At 69.3% G+C, this 19835-nt stretch carries 23 protein-coding genes, 1 tRNA gene and 1 pseudogene; 13 read left to right on the top strand and 12 right to left on the bottom strand.

The genetic code is table 11. From position 1 onward, the window contains the following. Nucleotides 1-4 precede the first annotated feature (4 nt). The 3 genes from topA to plsY form a co-directional block, all read right to left on the bottom strand. The gene (gene topA / locus L8951_RS09850) at nucleotides 5-2524 is read right to left on the bottom strand and encodes a type I DNA topoisomerase (RefSeq protein ID WP_244382872.1); all 2520 of its coding nucleotides are present in this window, start codon (nucleotides 2522-2524) and stop codon (nucleotides 5-7) included. A 68-nt stretch (nucleotides 2525-2592) separates the two neighbouring features. Next, complete coding sequence (gene dprA / locus L8951_RS09845) at nucleotides 2593-3678, bottom strand: DNA-processing protein DprA (protein WP_244382871.1); 1086 nt, start codon at nucleotides 3676-3678, stop codon at nucleotides 2593-2595. Then, nucleotides 3653-4282 carry a glycerol-3-phosphate 1-O-acyltransferase PlsY gene (gene plsY / locus L8951_RS09840; protein ID WP_244382870.1) on the bottom strand — a complete coding sequence of 210 codons (630 nt, stop codon included), beginning with the start codon at nucleotides 4280-4282 and terminating at the stop codon, nucleotides 3653-3655. Before plsY ends, dprA begins: the two co-directional genes overlap by 26 nt. A gap of 84 nt (nucleotides 4283-4366) precedes the next feature. Between plsY and murI the strand changes: the two genes are divergently transcribed. Further along, on the top strand, nucleotides 4367-5155 hold the full coding sequence (murI, locus tag L8951_RS09835; RefSeq protein ID WP_244382869.1) for a glutamate racemase: 789 nt from the start codon (nucleotides 4367-4369) through the stop codon (nucleotides 5153-5155). 48 nt (nucleotides 5156-5203) lie between these two features. Then, nucleotides 5204-6418 carry a 5-aminolevulinate synthase gene (hemA, locus tag L8951_RS09830; protein WP_244382868.1) on the top strand — a complete coding sequence of 405 codons (1215 nt, stop codon included), beginning with the start codon at nucleotides 5204-5206 and terminating at the stop codon, nucleotides 6416-6418. Here the strand turns inward: hemA and L8951_RS09825 are convergent. From L8951_RS09825 to L8951_RS09815, 3 genes are read right to left on the bottom strand one after another with little or no spacing between them, the layout of a single operon-like run. Further along, on the bottom strand, nucleotides 6415-6780 hold the full coding sequence (locus L8951_RS09825; protein WP_244382867.1) for a hypothetical protein: 366 nt from the start codon (nucleotides 6778-6780) through the stop codon (nucleotides 6415-6417). The genes hemA and L8951_RS09825 overlap by 4 nt on opposite strands. An 18-nt stretch (nucleotides 6781-6798) precedes the next feature. Then, a complete protein-coding gene (locus L8951_RS09820; RefSeq protein WP_244382866.1) occupies nucleotides 6799-6993 on the bottom strand; it encodes a hypothetical protein in 195 nt (64 codons plus the stop codon). A gap of 13 nt (nucleotides 6994-7006) precedes the next feature. Beyond that, complete coding sequence (locus tag L8951_RS09815; protein WP_244382865.1) at nucleotides 7007-7462, bottom strand: DUF3429 domain-containing protein; 456 nt, start codon at nucleotides 7460-7462, stop codon at nucleotides 7007-7009. An 85-nt stretch (nucleotides 7463-7547) separates the two neighbouring features. On the opposite strand from L8951_RS09815, the gene rpiB reads away from it, so the two are divergent. From rpiB to L8951_RS09795, 4 genes are read left to right on the top strand one after another with little or no spacing between them, the layout of a single operon-like run. After that, nucleotides 7548-7973: a ribose 5-phosphate isomerase B gene (rpiB, locus tag L8951_RS09810; protein ID WP_244382863.1), complete on the top strand. Its 426-nt coding sequence runs from the start codon at nucleotides 7548-7550 to the stop codon at nucleotides 7971-7973. A gap of 10 nt (nucleotides 7974-7983) precedes the next feature. Next, nucleotides 7984-9285 carry a serine hydroxymethyltransferase gene (glyA, locus tag L8951_RS09805; RefSeq protein ID WP_244382861.1) on the top strand — a complete coding sequence of 434 codons (1302 nt, stop codon included), beginning with the start codon at nucleotides 7984-7986 and terminating at the stop codon, nucleotides 9283-9285. Nucleotides 9286-9289: 4 nt separating this feature from the next. Continuing rightward, the gene (gene nrdR / locus L8951_RS09800) at nucleotides 9290-9745 is read left to right on the top strand and encodes a transcriptional regulator NrdR (protein ID WP_244382859.1); all 456 of its coding nucleotides are present in this window, start codon (nucleotides 9290-9292) and stop codon (nucleotides 9743-9745) included. Then, a complete protein-coding gene (locus L8951_RS09795) occupies nucleotides 9742-10458 on the top strand; it encodes an RNA methyltransferase (protein WP_244382856.1) in 717 nt (238 codons plus the stop codon). The genes nrdR and L8951_RS09795 overlap by 4 nt, the downstream gene beginning before the upstream one ends. A gap of 11 nt (nucleotides 10459-10469) precedes the next feature. Here L8951_RS09795 and L8951_RS09790 read toward each other — a convergent pair whose 3' ends face one another. Continuing rightward, complete coding sequence (locus L8951_RS09790; protein WP_244382855.1) at nucleotides 10470-10778, bottom strand: chorismate mutase; 309 nt, start codon at nucleotides 10776-10778, stop codon at nucleotides 10470-10472. 173 nt (nucleotides 10779-10951) lie between these two features. Here L8951_RS09790 and rpsD point away from each other — a divergent pair, with 173 nt between their 5' ends. From rpsD to L8951_RS09770, 4 genes are all read left to right on the top strand, one after another. After that, the gene (gene rpsD, locus L8951_RS09785) at nucleotides 10952-11566 is read left to right on the top strand and encodes a 30S ribosomal protein S4 (protein ID WP_244382853.1); all 615 of its coding nucleotides are present in this window, start codon (nucleotides 10952-10954) and stop codon (nucleotides 11564-11566) included. A gap of 73 nt (nucleotides 11567-11639) precedes the next feature. Continuing rightward, the gene (locus L8951_RS09780) at nucleotides 11640-12635 is read left to right on the top strand and encodes an agmatine deiminase family protein (protein WP_244382852.1); all 996 of its coding nucleotides are present in this window, start codon (nucleotides 11640-11642) and stop codon (nucleotides 12633-12635) included. Beyond that, on the top strand, nucleotides 12632-13486 hold the full coding sequence (gene aguB / locus L8951_RS09775; protein ID WP_244382851.1) for an N-carbamoylputrescine amidase: 855 nt from the start codon (nucleotides 12632-12634) through the stop codon (nucleotides 13484-13486). The genes L8951_RS09780 and aguB overlap by 4 nt, the downstream gene beginning before the upstream one ends. Next, nucleotides 13486-14073 (top strand): hypothetical protein, encoded by a 588-nt coding sequence (locus L8951_RS09770; protein WP_244382850.1) that lies wholly within the window; start codon nucleotides 13486-13488, stop codon nucleotides 14071-14073. The genes aguB and L8951_RS09770 overlap by 1 nt, the downstream gene beginning before the upstream one ends. Here L8951_RS09770 and L8951_RS09765 read toward each other — a convergent pair. Beyond that, entirely contained in the window at nucleotides 14070-14606 is a 537-nt protein-coding gene (locus tag L8951_RS09765) for a GNAT family N-acetyltransferase (RefSeq protein ID WP_244383232.1), read from the bottom strand. The two genes, L8951_RS09770 and L8951_RS09765, sit on opposite strands and share 4 nt — an antisense overlap. Next, nucleotides 14586-15239, bottom strand: a pseudogene (locus tag L8951_RS09760) (uracil-DNA glycosylase); the annotation flags it as partial. The gene L8951_RS09765 and the pseudogene L8951_RS09760, both read right to left, overlap by 21 nt. A 118-nt stretch (nucleotides 15240-15357) precedes the next feature. Here L8951_RS09760 and folK point away from each other — a divergent pair. Then, the gene (gene folK / locus L8951_RS09755; RefSeq protein ID WP_244382849.1) at nucleotides 15358-15849 is read left to right on the top strand and encodes a 2-amino-4-hydroxy-6-hydroxymethyldihydropteridine diphosphokinase; all 492 of its coding nucleotides are present in this window, start codon (nucleotides 15358-15360) and stop codon (nucleotides 15847-15849) included. A gap of 53 nt (nucleotides 15850-15902) precedes the next feature. Then, a tRNA-Lys gene (locus L8951_RS09750) sits at nucleotides 15903-15978 on the top strand. A gap of 67 nt (nucleotides 15979-16045) precedes the next feature. Here the strand turns inward: L8951_RS09750 and L8951_RS09745 are convergent. Both L8951_RS09745 and L8951_RS09740 read right to left on the bottom strand, forming a co-directional pair. Next, on the bottom strand, nucleotides 16046-16651 hold the full coding sequence (locus L8951_RS09745; RefSeq protein ID WP_244382848.1) for a hypothetical protein: 606 nt from the start codon (nucleotides 16649-16651) through the stop codon (nucleotides 16046-16048). 163 nt (nucleotides 16652-16814) lie between these two features. Continuing rightward, the gene (locus L8951_RS09740) at nucleotides 16815-18377 is read right to left on the bottom strand and encodes a hypothetical protein (protein ID WP_244382847.1); all 1563 of its coding nucleotides are present in this window, start codon (nucleotides 18375-18377) and stop codon (nucleotides 16815-16817) included. A 300-nt stretch (nucleotides 18378-18677) separates the two neighbouring features. Between L8951_RS09740 and L8951_RS09735 the strand changes: the two genes are divergently transcribed. Further along, nucleotides 18678-19322: a PilZ domain-containing protein gene (locus L8951_RS09735; RefSeq protein ID WP_244382846.1), complete on the top strand. Its 645-nt coding sequence runs from the start codon at nucleotides 18678-18680 to the stop codon at nucleotides 19320-19322. Between the two features lie 54 nt (nucleotides 19323-19376). Here the strand turns inward: L8951_RS09735 and L8951_RS09730 are convergent, their stop codons facing one another. Then, on the bottom strand, nucleotides 19377-19796 hold the full coding sequence (locus L8951_RS09730; protein ID WP_244382845.1) for a PilZ domain-containing protein: 420 nt from the start codon (nucleotides 19794-19796) through the stop codon (nucleotides 19377-19379). Nucleotides 19797-19835 lie beyond the last annotated feature (39 nt).

Genomic DNA, 19835 nt, shown 5'->3' with positions numbered 1-19835 from the left:
GCGGCTATTTCTTCGCCGCCGCCTTCTTGGCCGGCGCCTTCTTCTTGGCGGGTGCTTTCTTCTTGGCGGCGGGCTTGCGCTTCTTCTTGGCCGGCCCCTTGGCGGCGCGCTCGTCGATCAGCTGCACCGCCTGCTCGAGCGTCACCTCCTTGGGCTCGGTGCCCTTGGGCAGCGTCGCGTTGGTGGTGCCGTCGGTGACATAGGGGCCGTAGCGCCCGTCCATCACCTTGACCTCGCCCTCGTTGGCCGGGTGCTTGCCCAGCACCGCGATCGGCTCGCGGTTGCCGCGGCTGCCGCGCTGGCCCTTCTGCGCCTTGGCTTCCGCCAGCTTGGCGACCGCCGCGTTCATGCCCGTCTCGAACACCTCCTCGGTGCTCTTGAGCCGGGCATAATTGCCGTCGTGCAGCAGGTAGGGGCCATAGCGCCCGATCGAGGCCGTGATCATCAGCCCGGTTTCGGGATGCGCCCCGATCTCGCGCGGCAGCGAGAGGAGCTTCTTGGCCATCACGAGGTCGAGCGTCGAGCGATCGACATCCTTGGGGATCGAAGCGCGCTTCTTCTCGCCGTCGACCTCCTGCTCGAGATAGGGCCCGAAGCGCCCAGTCTTGAGCTCGATCCCCTCGCCCAGTTCCTGCGGCCCCTCGTTCGCCGCCTCGCCGCGCACCCCGAAGGGGCGGGTATAGTTGCACTCGGGATAGTTGGCGCAGGCGATGAAGGCGCCGAACTTGCCCCCGCGCAGCGACAGCCGCCCGCCGTCCTTGGGACAGGCGCGCGGATCGCTGCCGTCCTCCTTGGCGGGGAAGAGATAGGGTTCGAGGAATTCGTCGAGCGCGGCGGTGATGTCGCTGGGCTTCTGCTCCATCACCTCGCCCGCCTTGGGCTTGAAATCGCGCCAGAAGGCCTCGAGCATGCGCTGCCAGGCGAGCCGCCCGCCCGAGACGTCGTCGAGTTCCTCCTCGAGGCTGGCGGTATAGTCGTAGCTCACATAGCGCTCGAAGAAGCGCTCGAGGAAGGCGGTGACGAGACGTCCCGAATCCTCGGGCACGAACCGCTTCTGCTCGAGCCGGACATAGTCGCGGTCCTTCAGCGTCTGCAGCGTGGCCGCATAGGTCGAGGGGCGACCGATCCCCAGTTCCTCGAGCCGCTTGACGAGGCTGGCCTCCGAATAGCGCGGCGGGGGCTGGGTGAAATGCTGGCTAGCGGTCACCGCGCGCTTGGCGGGGGCATCGCCCTCGCGCAGCAGCGGCATCTTGCCGCCATCCTCGCCGTCGGCGTCGTCACGGCCCTCCTCGTAGAGCGCAAGATAGCCCGCGAACTTGACCACCTGCCCGGTGGCGCGCAGCACCGCGCGCCCCGCGCCGTCGGTCAGCTCGACGGTGGTGCGCTCCAGCCGCGCCGCCGCCATCTGGCTCGCCAGCGCGCGGTTGTAGATCAGCGTGTAGAGCTTGGCCGCATCGCCCGAGCCCGCGCGCTCCTTGCGGAAATTGGTCGGGCGGATCGCCTCGTGCGCTTCCTGCGCGTTCTTGGCCTTCGACTTGTACTGGCGCGGCTTGTCGGGAAGGTAGCCCGCGTCGTAGCGCTCGGCGATCGCGTGCCGGGCCGCGCCCAGCGCCTCGCCCGCCATGGTCACCCCGTCGGTCCGCATGTAGGTGATCGCGCCCGCCTCGTAGAGCCCCTGCGCGAGGCTCATCGTATGGCTCGCCGAATAGCCCAGCTTGCGCGCCGCTTCCTGCTGCAGCGTGGAGGTGGTGAAGGGCGGCGGCGGGTTGCGCGTCAGCGGCTTGTGCTCGACGCTCTCGACGGTGAAATTGCCCGACTCGATCACCGCCTTGGCGGTCTCCGCCTCCTCCCGCGAACCGATGGTAAGGCGGTCGATCTTCTTGCCGTCGAGCCGGGCCAGCCGCGCCTCGAACGGCGTGCCTTCCTGCTCGAAGCGCGCGCCGACCTGCCAATATTCGCGCGGCTCGAAGACCTCGATCTCGCGCTCGCGGTCGACGATCAGCCGCAGCGCGACCGACTGCACGCGTCCCGCCGAGCGCGCTCCGGGCAGCTTGCGCCAGAGGATCGGCGACAGCGTGAAGCCGACCAGATAGTCGAGCGCGCGGCGCGCCAGATAGGCATCGATGAGGTCGTGGTCGAGATCGCGCGGGGCCGCCATCGCCTCGGTCACCGCCGACTTGGTGATCTGGTTGAAGGTCACCCGCTCGACCTCGCGCGGCAGTGCCTTCTTCTTCTCGAGCACCTGCCGCACGTGCCAGCTGATCGCCTCCCCCTCGCGGTCGGGGTCGGTCGCGAGGACCAGCGCGTCGGCGCCCTTGGCGGCATCGGTGATCGCCTTGAGCTGCTTGGACTTGTCCGCGCTCGCGGTCCATTTCATGGCGAAGCCGTCGTCGGGGTCGACCGACCCGTCCTTGGCGGGCAGGTCGCGCACATGGCCGTAGCTGGCGAGCACCTTGTGCCCGGGCCCGAGATATTTCTCGATGGTTTTCGCCTTGGCCGGCGATTCGACGATGACAAGCTTCACTACCCGAAATTCCTCAATGCCTCACGTACGCGCGATGGTGTCGGCGTCCATTTGGGCGTCAAGCCAAATCAGCGCAAGCTCGCTCTGCCCCCGGCGTGGCGCTCGAGCCGTCCGGCAAGGTCGAGCTCGAGCAACGCCAGCTGCACCTCGGGCGGGGTGAGCCCCGACTGGCGGATGAGCTCGTCGACCGCGACCGGGACCGGCCCGAGCAGCGCCTCGACGCGCGCGCTGGCGGCGGGATCGAGGTCGTGTGCGATCGGCGCCGGGGGGCGACCGTCGGCGACCCGCTCCATCCGCGTGTCGATCGGGCCGAGGGTGGCGAGCACGTCCTCGGCGGTCTCGACCAGCGTGGCGCCGTCGCGAATGAGGCCGTTGCACCCGCGCGCCCTCGGGTCGAGCGGGCTGCCGGGGACCGCCATCACCTCGCGGCCCTGCTCGCCCGCCAGCCGCGCGGTGATCAGGCTGCCCGAGCGCGGCGCCGCCTCGACCACCACCGTTCCCGCGCTCAGCCCCGAGATGATGCGGTTGCGGTGCGGGAAATGCCGCGCCGTCGGCTGCGTGCCCGGCGGCATTTCGGCGACCAGCACCCCCTGCTCGGCGATCGCCTCCTGCCGCGCCGCATTTTCGGGCGGATAGGCGACGTCGCGCCCGCCCGCGATCACCGCGACGGTGCCGGTCTGCAGCGCCCCGTCGTGCGCCGCGCTGTCGATCCCGCGCGCCAGCCCCGAGACCACCACCTGCCCCGCGCCGCCGAGCGCCTGCGCAAGCTCGCGCGCGAGGCGGCAGGCGGCCGCGCTGGCGTTGCGCGCGCCGACCAGCGCGACGCACGGCCGGTCGAGCAGCTCGGCGCGCCCCTTCACGGTGAGCAGCGGCGGAGCACCGTCGATCTGGGCGAGCAGCGCGGGATAGCCCGCGGTCCCGATCAGCAGGTAGGTGGCGCCCATTGCCTCGACCGCGCGCATCTCCTGCTCGATCGCGCGGGGATCGGCCAGACGCGGCGGGCGCCCGCGCCCGCGGCGCGCGAGCTCGGGCACCGCGGCGATCGCCTCGGCCGCGGTGGCGAAGCGCTGGAGCAGCTGGCGATAGCTGACCGGCCCGACCCCGCGTGAGCGGATCAGGCGCAGATGGTCAGGAAGATCGGGAGGGTTGGTCACCGGGCGCGGTATCCTTCTTCGCGCCGAACCGCGGCTCGGATCCCTTGGCGATCCGGGCGATGTTGGCGCGATGCTTCCACCAGATGAGAAGCGTGATACCGAGCAGGAGGTTGAACAGGTCGGGCCGGTCGAGGACCAGCGCCGCGATCGGGGCCGACAACGCCGCAAGCAGCCCGCCCGCCGAGGACATGCGGGTGACGAGGAAGGCAGTGACCCAGACCCCCAGCGCGATCGCGCCGAAGCCCGGGTCGAGCGCGAACAGGATGCCGAAGAGCGTGGCCACCCCCTTGCCCCCCCGGAACCGCAGCCAGGCCGGGTAGAGATGCCCGATCAGCGCGCCCGCGGCGGCGAACAATTCGGCCTGTTCGCCCATGTACAGCCGCACCAGCAGGACCGCCGCGGCGCCCTTGAGCGCATCGAGCAGGAAGACCAGAGCCCCCACCTTCTTGCCCGCCGCGCGGACCGCGTTGGTGGCGCCGATATTGCCCGACCCGGTGGCGCGGATGTCGCCCTTGCCCAGCGCCCGGACGAGCACGAGCCCGAAGGGGATCGCCCCGAGGAGGTAGCCGAGCAGGAACGGCCAGAACTGGAAAGCCTCGATCATCGGCTCCTCGATAGCAGCCCGCCCCGGCCTGGCAAGGCCCCGGGAGTTGCGAAGACTTGCGGCTTGCCGCTAGCAGCAGGGGCGATGAGCCCCGACGCCCCCCTCCTCTTCTTCGATTCGGGCATCGGCGGGCTGTCGATCCTCGAGCCGACCGCCGCGCTGCTGCCCAACGCGCCCGTCGTCTATGCCGCCGACACCGCTGCCTTTCCCTACGGCACCCGCTCCGAAGCCGAGATCGCGGCGCGGGTGCCCGCGCTGCTCGGACGCCTCGTCGAGCGGGTCCGGCCAAGGCTGGTCACCATCGCCTGCAACACCGCCTCGACCATCGCGCTCGACCATGTCCGCGCCGCGCTCGACGTCCCTGTCGTCGGCACGGTGCCCGCGATCAAGCCCGCCGCCGAAACCTCGCGCAGCCGGGTCATCGGCGTGCTCGGCACGCAGGCGACGGTGCGCCAGCCCTATGTCGACGATCTCGCCGCGCGCTTTGCCGCCGACTGCACCGTGCTGCGGCACGGCTCGGCCGCGCTCGTCGAGCTCGCCGAGGCGCGGCTGCGCGGCGAGCCGGTCGACCCCGCCGCCGTCGTCGCCGCCGCGCAGCCCCTGTTCGACCGGCCCGGCGGCGAGCGGCTCGACACGGTGGTGCTCGCCTGCACCCACTTCCCGCTGCTCGCCGACTGGCTCGAGCAGGCGCACCCACACGTCGCCTTCATCGACGGCGGCGCGGGGATCGCGCGGCGAATCGCGCAGCTCACGCGCGGCCAGCGCTGGCCCGCCGCCGCCCCGCCGGGGCGCGCGCTGTTCACCGGCGCGGTGCCCGACGCGATCGCGCCGGCGCTGCGGCGCTTCGGGATCGACCAGCTTGGGTCGCTTTGATCTTTGCGTTAAAAAGCCTTAAGGGGCTGCCCGAGAAGAGCGAGACACATGGATTATAACGGCATTTTCCAGGCGGCCATCGACCGGTTGCATGACGAGGGGCGCTACCGCGTCTTCATCGACATCCTGCGCAACAAGGGCAATTTTCCCAATGCGCGCTGCTTCCACGGGCACAACGGCCCGCGCCCGATCACCGTCTGGTGCTCGAACGACTATCTCGGCATGGGCCAACACGATGTCGTCATCGCCGCGATGGAAGAGGCGCTCCACGACGTCGGCGCGGGATCGGGCGGCACCCGCAACATCGGCGGCAACACCCATCTCCACGTCGACCTCGAGGCCGAGCTCGCCGACCTGCACGGCAAGGAAGGCGCGCTGCTCTTCACCTCGGGCTATGTCTCCAACGAGGCCGCGCTGTCGACGCTCGGCAAGTTGCTGCCCGGCTGCGTCATCTTCTCCGACGAGTTGAACCACGCCTCGATGATCGCGGGGATCCGCAACTCGGGCTGCGAGAAGCGCATCTTCCGCCACAACGACCTCGAGCATCTCGAGCAGCTGCTGATGGAGGTCGAGCCCGACGCGCCCAAGCTGATCGCCTTCGAAAGCGTCTATTCGATGGACGGCGACGTCGCCCCGATCGCGGCGATCTGCGACCTTGCCGACAAATATGGCGCGCTGACCTATCTCGACGAGGTCCACGCGGTCGGCATGTATGGCGCGCGCGGCGGCGGCATCTCCGAACGCGACGGCGTCGCCCACCGTGTCACGCTGATCGAGGGCACGCTCGGCAAGGCGTTCGGGGTGATGGGCGGCTATGTCACCGCCGACCGGAACATCATCGACTGCATCCGCAGCTATGCGCCGGGGTTCATCTTCACCACCTCGCTCTCCCCCGTGCTCGCCGCCGGCGCGCTGGCGAGCGTGCGCCATCTCAAGGGCTCGAGCGTCGAGCGCGACGCCCAGCAGGCCGCCGCCGCGCGGCTCAAGGCCAAGATGCGCGGCGCCGGGCTGCCGGTGATGGAGAGCGTGACGCACATCGTCCCGCTCATGGTCGGCGACCCGGTCAAGGCCAAGCAGATCAGCGACATCCTGCTCGCCGAATATGGCGTCTACGTCCAGCCGATCAATTTCCCCACCGTGCCGCGCGGCACCGAACGGCTGCGCTTCACCCCCGGCCCCTTCCACACCGAGGCGATGATGGACGATCTCGTCAGGGGGCTGGTGGAAATCTGGAACCGGCTCGAGCTCGACCTCGCGGCCTAATCGACCATCTCGACGGCCCCTGCAGCCGGCCAGTCGGTGTCGCCGAGCCGATCGAGGCGCAATTCGATGATCTTCATTTCTTCACCGTCCGGGGTGACATAGTAGCCCTCTTCGAGCCATTGGCCCTCGACCAGACGAATTTCGTAGCGCACCTTCGGCCCGCCCATGTCGATGAACCAGTCGAAGCCGCCATCGACCGGCACGATGGGGAAGTCACCGCCCCGTCCCATCGCGTTGGTGCGGATGCGATATTCGTCCGAGCCGACCACATAATGCACCGTGGCCAGTGCATTGAAGACGAGTTCTCCGCTCTCAGGTTCATAGCCTCGGCCCTCGATTACGAGCACGGTACCATCGAGCATCGCGCCCACCCGTTCGGTCTAGACGAGCTCCAGCGGCCCTACGCCTTCGAAGCGCACCGCGCTGCCGCGCCACTCGCCATGCATCCAGTCGAAAACCGCCATCTTCTCTTTTTGAAGTTCGATAAGCCGCTCGGCAGGGGCGGGGCCGGAATCTTGGATTGCCGCCGTGGCAGGCGCCCCCATTAGTGCCAGGACCGTAAGCCAAGTCTTCATTCTCTCATCCCCTTCACGTCGCAAGCCAGCCACTGACGATGGTCAGCAATCCCAGCGCTGCCGACAGCGGCACGCGCAGCGTCATCCACCAGCGCGGCGTCACGCGCTTCAGCGAGAGATAGCGATCGATCAGCGGCGACAGCCACAGCGCGCCGCCGACGACCAGCCCAGCGGTCAGCGGTGACATGGCGGCGAAGCTGAACAGGCCTACCAGCATCACGAAGGTCCCGAGGCTTGGCAGCACTGAGAGGACAAGCACCACGTTCGATACTGGCCGCATATTGCTCGCGAACGCCCACCAGCAGCCGCCGAGGAAGGTCAGGATCAGCGCGCCGTAGATCACCCCCCAGAAGCTGATGTCGTGGGTCGCCGGGTTCTCGACCAGCACCAGCGCGATCAGCGCGACCGGGGGCAGCAATCCGGCCGCGCCGAGCATGAGGACGAGCGGGGGCAGGCCGAAAGGTCGCATGGGCCGAGCATGGGGTCGGATTTTCACGCTGGCAAGGCCGTAATCCGGGGTGACGCGCCCGCGCGCCGGCGCTATCAACGAGCGCATGAAAATCGCGCTGGCTTCCGATCATGCGGGCTTCGACCTCAAGGCCCTGCTCGTCTCCCACCTGAGCGAGGCGGGCCACGAGGTCACCGACCTTGGCCCCGACGACAAGCAGAGCGTCGACTATCCCGATTTCGGCCGCAAGCTCGCCGAGCATATCGCCGCGGGCAAGGCCGAACGCGGCATTGCCATCTGCGGCTCGGGGCTGGGCATCTCGATCGCGGTCAACCGCAACCCCGCCTGCCGCTGCGCGCGCGTGTGCGAACCGCTCTCGGCCGCGCTCGCGCGCCAGCACAATGACGCCAATGTCGTCGCCATCGGCGAACGGCTGGTCGGCAGCGACATGGCCAAGGCGATCGTCGAGGCCTTCCTCACCACCCCCTTCGACGGCGGCCGCCACCAGCGCCGCGTCGACAAGCTCAGCTAGAAAGTCCCCGATGGCCAGCGCAAGCCACATCCGCGCCGACGGCTTCTTCACCGACGGCGTTGCCTCCACCGACCCCGAGGTCGCCGCCGCGCTCGACGCCGAGCTCGAGCGCGAGCAGAAGCAGATCGAGCTGATCGCCTCCGAGAATATCGTCTCCAGGGCGGTGCTCGAGGCGCAGGGCAGCGTGCTCACCAACAAATATGCCGAAGGCTATCCGGGCAAGCGCTACTACCAGGGCTGCGAGCCCTCCGACGCGGTCGAGCGCCTCGCGATCGAGCGGGCCAAGAGGCTGTTCGACTGCGCCTATGCCAACGTCCAGCCGCATTCGGGGGCGCAGGCCAATGGCGCGGTCAACCTCGCGCTGCTCACCCCCGGCGACACCATCCTGGGCATGAGCTTGGATGCGGGCGGCCACCTCACCCATGGCGCGCGTCCGGCGCAGTCGGGCAAGTGGTTCAACGCGATCCAGTACGGCGTCACCGAAGACACCCACCTCATCGACTATGACGAAGTCGAGCGTCTCGCGGTCGAGCATCAGCCCAAGCTCATCATCGCGGGCGGCTCGGCTTATCCGCGCGTCATCGACTTCAAGCGCTTCCGCGAGATCGCCGACAAGGTCGGTGCCTATCTCCATGTCGACATGGCGCATTTCGCCGGGCTGGTCGCGGCGGGCGAGCACCCCTCGCCGCTCCCGCACGCGCATGTCGTCACCACGACCACGCACAAGACGCTGCGCGGCCCCCGCGGCGGCATGATCCTGTCGAACGACGAGAAGCTCGGGAAGAAGCTCAACAGCGCGGTCTTCCCGGGACTCCAGGGCGGCCCGCTGATGCACGTCATCGCCGCCAAGGCGGTCGCCTTCGGCGAAGCGCTCCAGCCCGAATTCAAGACCTATTCGAAGGCGGTCATCGCCAATGCCAAGGTGCTGTGCGAGACGCTCAAGGGTCGCGGCGCCGATCTCGTCTCGGGGGGTACCGACACGCATGTCGGGCTGATCGACCTCAGGCCCCTCGGCATCTCGGGCAAGGATGCCGACGAGGCGCTCGAGCGCGCGGGCATCACCTGCAACAAGAACGGGGTGCCCAACGACCCGCTGCCGCCGATGAAGACGAGCGGCATCCGCGTCGGCTCGCCCGCGGGCACCACCCGCGGCTTCGGTGAACAGGAGTTCAAGGCCATCGGCGACATGGTCGCCGACGTGCTCCACGGCGTGGCCGGGACGGGCGGCGAAGGCGACCCCGCGGTCGAGGCCGACGTCAAGGCCCGCGTCGAGACGCTATGCGACCGTTTCCCCATCTACGAGGGGTCCTGATCCGTTGCGCTGCCCCTTTTGCACCCACGAACAGAGCCAGGTGAAGGACAGCCGCCCGTCCGAGGACGGCGCGGCGATCCGGCGGCGGCGCCAGTGCGAGGGCTGCGGCGCGCGCTTTACCACCTTCGAGCGCGTGCAGCTGCGCGACCTCACCGTGGTCAAGAAGGACGGCAAGCGCGAGCCCTTCGAACAGCCCAAGCTGCAGGCCTCGATCCGCCACGCCTGCAGGAAGCGCAACATCTCCGAAGGCCAGATCGAACGGCTCGCCCATTCGATCCAGCGCCAGCTCGAGACGCAGGGCGATGAAGTGAACGCCGACCTCATCGGCGAGGCGGTGATGGACGGACTGAAGGCGCTCGACAGCGTCGCCTACATCCGCTTCGCCAGCGTCTATCGCGACTTCAAGGAAGCCGGCGACTTCGCCGATTTCGCCGAGAGCGTGGACGAGGGCGACGAATGAACAAGCCCGTCATCGTCCTCGTGAACCCCCAGCTGGGGCAGAATATCGGCAAGGCGGCACGCGCCATGCTCAACTTCGGGCTCACCGAGATGCGGCTCGTCGCGCCGCGCGACGGCTGGCCCAACCCCGAGGCGGGGCCCGCCGCGAGCGGCGCCGACATGGTGCTCGACGGCGCGCAGGTCTTCGAGACCACCGCCGAGGCGCTCGCCGACTGCAGCCTCGTCTTCGCCTCGACCGTGCGCCGCCGCGACCTCGTCATGCCGGTGGTCGGCCCCGAGCAGATGGCGAAGGACATCCACGCGCTTGCGCCAGCCAGTCGCGCCGCCATCCTGTTCGGCCCCGAGCGCTCGGGGCTCGAGACCGAGGACATCGGCCGCGCCGACAAGATCGTCACCGTGCCGATCAACCCCGAGTTCGGCAGCCTCAACCTGGCGCAGGCGGTGATCCTGCTCGCCTACGAATGGTCGCGCGGCGCGGGCGAGGCGCTCGTCCAGCCGACCGACAAGGACATGGAGCCGCCCGCCACCAAGGCCGAGCTGGACGCGCTCATCGGCCACCTCAACAGCGCGCTCGATGAAAAGGGCTATTTCTTCCCGCCCGAGCGCACCGAGGCCACGCAGGCGACGCTGCGCTCGATCCTCACCAAGCCGGGCTGGTCGGAGCGCGAATTGAAGGCGCTCCACGGCGTCATCCGCGCACTGGTGAAAGCCTAGCCGCCGATTCCTCAGCTACGCGTCGCGTCGAAGCGTTCGAACTCGTAGGCGATCGACTGCTCCATCAGCTCCTCCCACACCGGCCACAGCCGCTCGGCGGGAAGCCCCGCCGCGCGCGCGGCCGCCGCGACCTTGGCATGGACATCGTCCTTGCGGTCCTGGTCGCGGACCGCCTCGCGCGACGGCTTGATCCGCGCCGCGGCGCGCATGTAGCCGAAACGGCGCTCGAGCAGCTTGACCAGCTGCCGGTCGACCTCGTCGACCCCGGCGCGCACATGGGCCATGGTCTCGCAGGCATCGGGATCGCGGATCTCGTTCATGCGCCCGCCATGGCAGGCTCGCTAAGGGGCTGCAACGCTTGACCTTGCAGCCCGCCTCGGCTAGGCGCGCCTTCGCAATTGATCCCACAGGTCCGGTGAAGTGGTGATCGCGTCAGCCCGACAGGGATGGCGGAGCGGTCCGGACACGAACACAAGCTAGTTGGAGAAACACCATGTCGAAGCGCACCAGCGCCAAGTACAAACTCGACCGCCGCATGGGCGAAAACGTCTTCGGTCGCCCGAAGAGCCCGGTCAATCGCCGCGAATATGGCCCCGGCCAGCACGGCCAGCGCCGCAAGGGCAAGATGTCGGACTACGGCCTGCAGCTGCGCGCCAAGCAGAAGCTTAAGGGCTATTACGGCGACGTCACCGAAAAGCAGTTCAAGCGCACCTTCCAGGACGCCAGCCGCATGAAGGGCGACGCCAGCCAGAACCTCATCGGCCTGCTCGAGCGCCGTCTCGACATGATCGTCTACCGCGCCAAGTTCGCGCCGACCATCTGGGCCGCGCGCCAGCTCGTCAGCCACGGCCACATCCGCGTCAACGGCGTGAAGTGCAACATCGCCTCGCGTCGCTGCGACGTCGGCGATGAAATCTCGCTCGGCCCGAAGGCCAAGGAAATGGCGCTCGTCCTCGAGGCGCAGAGCCTCGCCGAACGCGACATCCCCGACTATGTCTCGGTCGACAGCGACCACCAGGTCACCTTCACCCGCGTGCCCACGCTCGACGAGGTGCCCTACCCGGTGCGCATGGAACCCAACCTGGTCGTCGAATTCTACTCGCGCTAAGCTCCAGCGAAATCGCGACAGACGAAGAGGGCGGCCCTTCCGGGTCGCCCTTTTTCGTGCCAAAGGCCCGTTCATGACCAATGCTCCCCCTCCCGAATGGGCCCCGCACGACGCGATGTGGATCGGCTTTCCCAGCCATCCCGACCTGTGGGAAGACGATCTGGCGCCCGCGCAGGCCGAGGTCGCCGCGCTCGCCGCCGCGCTCCATGCAGGCGGCGAGGGCGAGGAGATCCGCCTTGTCGCCGCCACCGAGGAGGCCGCCGCCGAGGCGCGCCGCCTCGCCCCCTTCGCCACCGTCATCGTCGAGCCCTTCGGCGACATCTGGCTGCGCGATACCGGGCCGATCATCCTCGGCACGGGCGACGCGCGCCGCGCGCAGGGGTTCGGCTTCAACGGCTGGGGCGGCAAATATGAGCTCGAAGGCGACGACAGCGTGGGCGAGCGCCTCGCCGCCACCGCCGACCTGCCCTATCAAAAGGCCGACTGGATCCTTGAGGGCGGCGCCATAGACGGCGACGGGTCGGGCACCTTCATCACCACCGAGGAATGCCTCCTCAACCCCAACCGCAACCCGGGCCTCAGCCGCGAGCAGATCGAAGAACAGCTCAAACGCGATCTCGGCGCGACCCGCATCGTCTGGCTCGGCAACGGGCTCCGAAACGATCATACCGACGGGCATGTGGACAACCTCGCGCGCTTCGTCGCGCCCGGGAAGGTCGCCATTCCCGAACCCGCGGGCGAGGCCGATCCCAATGCGGATGCCTATGCCGATGCCGCCGCCGCGCTGCTCGACGCCGACCTCGAGGTGACGGCCATCCCCTCGCCCGGCGCGGTGATGCGCCCCGACCCAGAGACGGGCGAGCAGCGGCTCGTGCCCGCCAGCTACATGAACTTCCTCATCGGCAATGCCGCGGTGGTGGTGCCGCTCTACGGCGCTGCCAACGACCTCGCCGCGATCGAGGCGATCGGCGGGCTCTTCCCCGACCATCGCGTCACCGGCATCCGTGCCGACCACATCCTCACCGGTGGGGGGTCGTTCCACTGCATTTCGCAACAGGTGCCGCAATGACCGACAAGATCACCGTCTCCGCCCTCCAGCTCGCGCTCGGCGGCGGGGTCGAGGAGAATATCGCCAACGTCACCGAGCTGGTGCGCGAGGCGGCGGGCAAGGGCGCCGAGGTGGTGCTCCCTCCCGAACTGTTCGAGGGCCCCTATTTCTGCCGCGAGGAGGACGAGGCGCTGTTCGCGGGCGCGCGCCCGACCGCCGATCACCCGAGCGTGCGCGCGATGCAGGCGCTCGCCGAGGAACTGTCGATCTGGATCCCGACCAGTTTCTTCGAGGCCGACGGGCCGCATCATTACAATTCGCTCGCCTGGATCGCACCGGGGGGACGGATCGCGGGCGTCTATCGCAAGAGTCACATCCCCGACGGTCCCGGGTACGAGGAAAAGTTCTATTTCCGCCCCGGCAACACCGGCTTCAAGGTCTGGAAGGGCCCCGGCGAACGCCACATGGGGGTCGGCATCTGCTGGGACCAATGGTACCCCGAGACCGCGCGCGCGATGATGCTCTTGGGGGCAGAGATCCTCTTCTACCCGACCGCGATCGGTTCGGAGCCGCACGACCCCACGCTCGACACCAGTCGGATGTGGCGCCGCGCGATGATCGGCCATGCGGTCTCGAACGTGGTTCCCGTGGTCGCCGCCAACCGCATCGGCGAGGAATGCGGGCAGCATTTTTACGGCCACAGCTTCATCTGCGACGAGCGCGGCGACATCGTCGAGGAATTCGGCGCGACCGAGACGGGCGTGCTGACCGCCAGCTTCGACATCGCCAGGGTGCGCCAGCACCGCGCCGCATTCGGCTTCTTCCGTGACCGCCGCCCCGAACTCTACGGACGGCTCGCGCAGGACCTGTGATGGATCCTGCCTACCGCCTCTGGCGCGAGGGCACCGACTTCCGGCTCGAGGACGCCGCGGGGGTCCCGCTGCTCGTCGCGCGGATGGCGCGTGCGCGCTACCTGCGCGCGGCCACGCTGGTCGATCGCGACGGAGCCGACGTGGGGCGGATCGAGCGCCGCGGCACGCGCATCGCGCTCGACGTCGGCGGCACGCCGCGCGCGGCGATCGTCGTCCCGCGCCTCACTTCGGCGCTGCGCACCCGCGGCTTCGTGCTCGAGGACGGCGCGCGCCGCCCCTGGCTCGAGCTGGTGCCACCAAGCGGCCTGTCGCGACGCGCCGGCGCGGCGCGGGCGCTCGAGGCGCTGATGGACAGCGACCTCCTGCTCGTCGACGGCGATCGCGTGCTGGGCTCGACCCGGCGGCCCGAGCCGGCGCCGCGCCGCCTGTCCGGGTTGCTCGCGCCGATCCGCGCCGCGCTGCGCGGCGGTCCGGCACCGCGCGGCCAGCTCGCGCTCGCCCCCGGGGCGCCGGTCGATGCGCCGCTGGCAATGCTGCTGCTGCTGTTCCGCACGCTCGACTATGCGGCGATGCGCTCGCTCGACTAGAGGTCGATCCGCAAATACACGCTGTCGACCCAGCGGTCGCCGTGCCTCATCGCCTTTTCCTTGTAGCCCGAGCGGGTGAACCCGACCTTCTCGAGCGCCTTCAACGAGCCGACATTGGCGGGGTCGACGTCGGCGAACATGTAGCGCAGCCCGCGGGTGCGGATATAGTCGCGATAGGCGGCGAGCGCCTCGGTGGCGTACCCCTGCCCCCAGTCCTCGCGGCGGATCATCATGCCGATCTCGGGCACGTCCCACAGCCCGCACTTGCCGATCAGCTCGCCGTCCTTCTCGACGATGAAATCGTCCGAATGGGGCCCCGCCGCCTCGATCATGCCGCGCAGCCATTCCTGCGTCTCGAACATCGTGTCGTGCACGGTGGTCGACCAGCTGCGCATCGTCTCCTCGTCGGTGAACAGCCGGTGCAGCGCTTCGGCGTCGTCGGGCCGCGCGCGGCGCAGCACCAGCCGCTCGGTGCGCAATTCCTCCGCCGGCTCGCCCTTGAGCCCCGGGCTGACCGCCTTGCGCAGCGCCATCAGGAACATCTCGTCGGACAATCGCCCGGTATTCTGGTTGTAGCGACTGCAATGATAGCTATCGACCAGCCGCAGCCCGTTCGGGGCATGATGCACGTTGCCATGCCCGAACTTGTTGCGATTGAGCGTCATGCCGAGCGCGCGGCAAGCCGCGTCATGCGCGATCTTGCCGAGCGCGAACAGCGTGTGGACGCCGGGCAGCTGGCCGAGCATCTCCTCGAGGAAGGGGCGGCAGTGCTGGATTTCCTGCCCCGTCGGCTTGTTCTCGGGCGGCAGGCACTTGACCGCGTTGAGGATGATCGCGCCCTTCAGCTCGACCCCGTCGTCGATCCGGCTGTCATACCGGCCGACCGACAGCCCGACCCGCATCAGCGTGTCGAACAACAGGTCGCCCGCATAATCGCCCGTGAAGGGACGCCCGGTGCGATGCGCGCCCTGCTTGCCCGGCGCGAGCCCGATGATCGCCACCCCCGCCCCGGGGTCGCCGAACGCGGGCACCGGGGCGTTGTACCAGTCGGGATGCTCGCGGCGCAGCCGCACCCGCAGGTCGACCAGCCGCGGGCATAGCGGGCAGTCGCGGGGCGGTTCGGCGGTGGGGAGCGGGGACAGATCGGCGGGCGAGACATGCGACATGCGCCGATCCCTACCGCGCCGCGAGGACCTTGGGAAAGGCCTCTCTTCCCTTTTCATGCGACCGCTCTAAGGACGGGGCGCGCGCGCGAGCGCGGCACGGCTGGAGGAGCGAGCGTAAATGACCGCAAGCAAGCATGTCTACGGCATCGGCATCGGCTCGAATCGCGTGCACCCGCGCCACGGTCGCCCCGCCGCGGTGGTCGAGGCGGCGATCGCGCGGCTGGCGCGCGACCACGAGCTGTTCGACGCCTCCCCCATCCTCCTCAACCCCGCCTTCGGCGGCGCCGGACGCGACTTCGCCAACGCCGCCGCGATCGTCGAGAGCGACCTCGAGCCCGAGGCGATGCTCGCGAGCTTGAAATTCATCGAGCACGAATTTGGCCGCCGCCCGGGCAAGGCCTGGGGCCCGCGCGTGCTCGACCTCGACATCCTCGCCTGGGACGGGGGCGACTATCACGGCCGCGCGCTGACCATTCCCCACGCCGCGCTGGGCGAACGTGCGAGCGCGCTCGTCCCGCTCGCGCAGATCGCGCCCGACTGGCGGATCACCGGCGGGCTCGCGCTGCGTCACCTCGCGGCGCGGCTCCGGCGGGCGCGGCGCAAAAACTGAAATCATGCCTTGATGAAGCGCCGAGGGCTCGCTAGGTCGGCACCCGGCTGGATGGGCCGTTAGCTCAGTTGGTAGAGCAACTGACTTTTAATCAGTAGGTCGCAGGTTCGACCCCTGCACGGCTCACCAGCCTTCTCTCCCCACACTACCGCAACCGATGGCGCGCGAGCGGTCGCCCGCGCGCCCTATCGATCGATCAATAGCCGAACGTGCCCGTCTCGGCGGGCGGGAAGATGCTGATCTCGATGCCGTCACCTTGGCGCGGCGGCGGCGCATCGCCCATTTGTTCGGCAAGCCGCTGCATGAAAAGGACGACATTTTGGCGTAGCGATCCCTCGATCGACTTCCTGATCCGCATCTCCGACGTCCAGGCGGTGCCGAAAGGCTCAACATATTTGGTCCGCACCATCTCATCCATGAGCAGTTCGCCGGTCTGTCGATCACTGAGCCTGTAGCGCACTTTCGACCTGACTCCACTGCTGACCAGCAGCGCAGGCTTCTTGATGCGCACCAGCTCGGCCGCCAGCTCGTAGTCACCCATGCCCGCCGCCAGAAGATTGTTGTTGGCGAGGGATTGGCGCAGCGCTTCCATGAACGCCTCGTCCGACACCTGCGAGGAAAGTTTGGTTTCCTTGCCACCCGATACCTCAACCAGCGTGATCGTCTGGTGAAGCGGCGCGAGCCGGTGGGCTTCTACCGTCGCCACCTGCCCGACGGTCATGTTGACGGGTTTTGCCGCGCAGGCCGAAAGGCCGACGGCGCAGGCCACAATAACGACAGGCCGGATCACTTCATACTGCATTCGGATACCCCCCGGTTGTTTCGCTCCGACGCTAATGTGCCGACCCGAACCTGTCACGCCTGTTGATTCCTCGTAGTCAACTAGGTTGTTAGCAAAAGGCCGGTTCGACCCCTGCTCGGCTCACCAGCCTTCCCTCCCTCGACGCCTCGCGACATCGCGCCGCTCAGCGCGACGGGCGCAACCAGAAGACCGCGCCGCCGACCGGGCTGTCGACACGGCGGTACCCGTGTGCGCGCGCGAACGCCTCGATCGGCGCCTCGAGCCCGACGCGGTCGCGCGTGTGGCTCGCCTCGTAACCGGTCACGATCGCGGCCGGGGCGGTGGCTTCGAGATAGGCGGTCACGGTCGAGGGCGAGAGCAGGCCGAGCGCATCGCGCTCGCTCGCGGCGATCATGTCGCCGGTGCGATAGGCGAAGGGGCCGGTGGCGAAGGCGGGGTCGAGCGCGAGCCCGCTGCCGACCACCGTCTCGGGGCTGAGCGTGGCGACGCTCCCCTCGAGCCCCTCGGCGCGTACCAGCTCGGCGAGCAGCCGGCCTTCTTCGGCCACCACCAGCGGCGTGGGCCGGTCGGCCAGCGCGCCGCCCAGGTTGTAGAGCGGCTGGACCAGCCCGACGAGCAGCGAGAGCGCGAGCGCGCCGCGCACCCATCGCCCCGCGGGCACGAGGTCGCGCTGGCGCACCCAGAGCAGCCCCAGCCCGAGGAACAGCGGCGGCAGCAGCGGGATCGCATATTGGCGGTGGATCGGCGTCGGCGCGAGCGTGGCGACCAGCCCCGCGAGCACGCACAGGTCGGTCAGGATCAGCGCGGGCGGCTGCAGCCGGCGCGCGCGCAGCAGGCGGATCCGCGCGATCGCGTAGAGGAGGAGCGCGACCAGCGCGGGCCCGCGCGCGAGCGTGAGCAGCGCGTCGACCAGCTTCATCCCCCACGTCAGGCGATGGCCGCGTCCATTGGCCTCGTACCACAGGAAGGGCGCCTCGGCGTGATAGGCGAAATTGCCATAGTCGAAGGCGGCGGGCGCGCCGGCGCGGATCCACAGCAGCGGGACGAGCGCGAGCACCACCCCCGAGCCGGTGATCAGCAGCGTGGCGAGCGCGCGGCGCGCGCGCATCGCCCCGAGCGTCCAGGCGACGGCGGGAAAGGCGACCAGCGCGCCCGCCATCACCGCATAGCTGAGCTTGGTGCCCGTCGCGGCGCCGAGCGCGAGCCCGACGAGCAGCCACTTGTAGCGCCGCGCCGGGCGCCCCGGTCGTAGCGCGCTCATCGCGAGGAACAGCGCGGCGGCGAGCAGCAGCGCGGGCAGCGCATCGTTGCGCACCAGCGTGACCCCGAACAGGAAGGCATGGCAGAACCACAACGCCCCGGCGGCGAGCATCGCCTCGCGCACGGGCACCCGCGCCTCGCGCAGCGCGGCGAACAGCAGCCCGATCACCCCCGCCCCGGCCAGCCCCGAGGCCAGGCGCGCGACCAGCAGCGCGTGCGGCTCGAGCGCGAGCAGCGGCGCGAGGACGTAGATCTGGTAGGGGGTCTGGAGGTAGAGGAAGTCGCGAAAGGGCGCGAGCCCGGCCGCGAACAGCTCGGCCGCGGCGAGATATTGCGTCTCGTCATGGTCGATCGGGCTGGCGAGCGCGAGCAGCGGCAGGCTGGCCAGCAGCGCCACGAACGCCGTGGCCAGCGACGGCGCCAGCCGCCCTGCGCGCGGCGTGGCGCGCTCGGCGATACTTGTCATGGGTCGGCCCCCGGATGCTAAGACATTGAACCCTCTGCCCAATTCGCGACCAAACGTCAATCGCGCGCGCTGTCAAGCGGGGTGCGACGAGCCGCAACCGCGCGCGCCGACCCGAGGCCAATTCGCACCGGATCGGACCGATTGCGGCCCCGGGCAGCACAATTGCGGTGGCGCGTCTAACCAGTTGGTAAGGCAGTCGACATATCTGGGAGGATGCGACGGCCGCCGACCGGGCGATGCCGCTGACCGGGCGCTGCCGCCGATCGGGCGGTGCACCGGGTGCAACAAGAGGAGGCCGCGTTGAGCGACCAGTCGATGCAGACCACGCTCTATTCCTTCGCCGAGGAGGCCCCCGCGCCCGAGCGCACCGAGCAGCGCGCGGGCGAACGGCACCTCACGCTGTTCCGGGTCGGGGCGATCACGCTCGGCGAGCGTCGCGAATTGTGCCTCATCAAGAACATCTCGGCGGGGGGCATGATGATCCGCGCCTATTGCAAGGTCCGCGAGGGCGACCGGCTGACGGTCGAACTCAAGAGCGGCGAACCGATCTCGGGGCGCGCGATCTGGACCAAGGAGCACAATGTCGGGGTGCAGTTCGACCACAAGATCGACGTGCTCCACATCCTCCACACCTCGATGGAGGGTCCGCGTCCGCGGATGCCGCGGATCGAGGTCGATTGCGCCGCGACGCTCTATCTCGACTGTCGCCCGATCCCCGCGCGGATCGAGGATATCAGCCAGGGCGGGGTCAAGGTCGCGGTCCGCGAGGTCCTGCCGCGCGGCAAGGATCTCGGGGTGGGGCTGCCCGGGCTGGCGCCGATCCGCGCCTCGGTCTGCTGGCAGGATGACGAATGCGCGGGGATCACCTTCAACACGCTGATGCCGCTCAACGACCTCGTGCGCTGGCTCGACCAGCAGCGCACGCCGATCTCCCGCGCGAGCTAGCGTGCGCGCCGGTCCCGCGGGCGATCAGCGCGGCCGGCGAGACGGTGGCAGGCTTCAGCGCCCGCGCGCGGGCGGGTCACCGGGATTGCGAAACACCCATTCCTGCGCGTAGCGGCGCTCGCCCTCGCTCAGTTCGCTCGAGCGCACCGGGGGACGGCGGCTGGCCATCGGCGGGCGCGGCTTGGGCTGCGGGACATGGCGCAGCACGATCTCGGGCTCGAGCGCCTGCGCGAAGGCGATGCCGGCGCGCCCCTCGGCGGTCCAGGCGATCCGCCCGGGGACCGACAGCCCGTCGCGGCGGAACAGCAGTTCGGTGCCTTCGACGGGGAGTTGGTCGCCCTCGACCAGCGCGCCTTCGGCCGACAGGTTGCGCAGCCGCACGACCTGTTCGCGCCCCCCGCTCTCGAGGGTCGCCTTCATGAACAGGTGCGAGCGCGGGCTCTTGCGATTCTGCGGCGAATGACTCTGGTCCATGCCGGCATGGTTAGCCCGCGGACGGTAAAAGCCCAGTTA

Origin of the sequence: Sphingomicrobium astaxanthinifaciens (assembly GCF_022865105.1) — a bacterium.
GTDB lineage: Bacteria > Pseudomonadota > Alphaproteobacteria > Sphingomonadales > Sphingomonadaceae > Sphingomicrobium > Sphingomicrobium astaxanthinifaciens.
This window is presented reverse-complemented; position numbering and strand designations above follow the sequence as displayed.

Coding starts and splice junctions, on each gene's coding strand:
- hemA (WP_244382868.1), top strand. CDS start 5,204: ATGGATTATAACGGCATTTTCCAGGCGGCCATCGACCGGTTGCATGAC.
- L8951_RS09770 (WP_244382850.1), top strand. CDS start 13,486: ATGGATCCTGCCTACCGCCTCTGGCGCGAGGGCACCGACTTCCGGCTC.
- folK (WP_244382849.1), top strand. CDS start 15,358: ATGACCGCAAGCAAGCATGTCTACGGCATCGGCATCGGCTCGAATCGC.
- glyA (WP_244382861.1), top strand. CDS start 7,984: ATGGCCAGCGCAAGCCACATCCGCGCCGACGGCTTCTTCACCGACGGC.
- L8951_RS09740 (WP_244382847.1), bottom strand. CDS start 18,377: ATGACAAGTATCGCCGAGCGCGCCACGCCGCGCGCAGGGCGGCTGGCG.
- L8951_RS09790 (WP_244382855.1), bottom strand. CDS start 10,778: ATGAACGAGATCCGCGATCCCGATGCCTGCGAGACCATGGCCCATGTG.
- L8951_RS09730 (WP_244382845.1), bottom strand. CDS start 19,796: ATGGACCAGAGTCATTCGCCGCAGAATCGCAAGAGCCCGCGCTCGCAC.
- L8951_RS09820 (WP_244382866.1), bottom strand. CDS start 6,993: ATGAAGACTTGGCTTACGGTCCTGGCACTAATGGGGGCGCCTGCCACG.
- plsY (WP_244382870.1), bottom strand. CDS start 4,282: ATGATCGAGGCTTTCCAGTTCTGGCCGTTCCTGCTCGGCTACCTCCTC.
- rpsD (WP_244382853.1), top strand. CDS start 10,952: ATGTCGAAGCGCACCAGCGCCAAGTACAAACTCGACCGCCGCATGGGC.
- L8951_RS09825 (WP_244382867.1), bottom strand. CDS start 6,780: ATGCTCGATGGTACCGTGCTCGTAATCGAGGGCCGAGGCTATGAACCT.
- rpiB (WP_244382863.1), top strand. CDS start 7,548: ATGAAAATCGCGCTGGCTTCCGATCATGCGGGCTTCGACCTCAAGGCC.
- L8951_RS09815 (WP_244382865.1), bottom strand. CDS start 7,462: ATGCGACCTTTCGGCCTGCCCCCGCTCGTCCTCATGCTCGGCGCGGCC.
- L8951_RS09780 (WP_244382852.1), top strand. CDS start 11,640: ATGACCAATGCTCCCCCTCCCGAATGGGCCCCGCACGACGCGATGTGG.
- L8951_RS09795 (WP_244382856.1), top strand. CDS start 9,742: ATGAACAAGCCCGTCATCGTCCTCGTGAACCCCCAGCTGGGGCAGAAT.
- aguB (WP_244382851.1), top strand. CDS start 12,632: ATGACCGACAAGATCACCGTCTCCGCCCTCCAGCTCGCGCTCGGCGGC.
- L8951_RS09765 (WP_244383232.1), bottom strand. CDS start 14,606: ATGGCGCTGCGCAAGGCGGTCAGCCCGGGGCTCAAGGGCGAGCCGGCG.
- murI (WP_244382869.1), top strand. CDS start 4,367: ATGAGCCCCGACGCCCCCCTCCTCTTCTTCGATTCGGGCATCGGCGGG.
- L8951_RS09745 (WP_244382848.1), bottom strand. CDS start 16,651: ATGCAGTATGAAGTGATCCGGCCTGTCGTTATTGTGGCCTGCGCCGTC.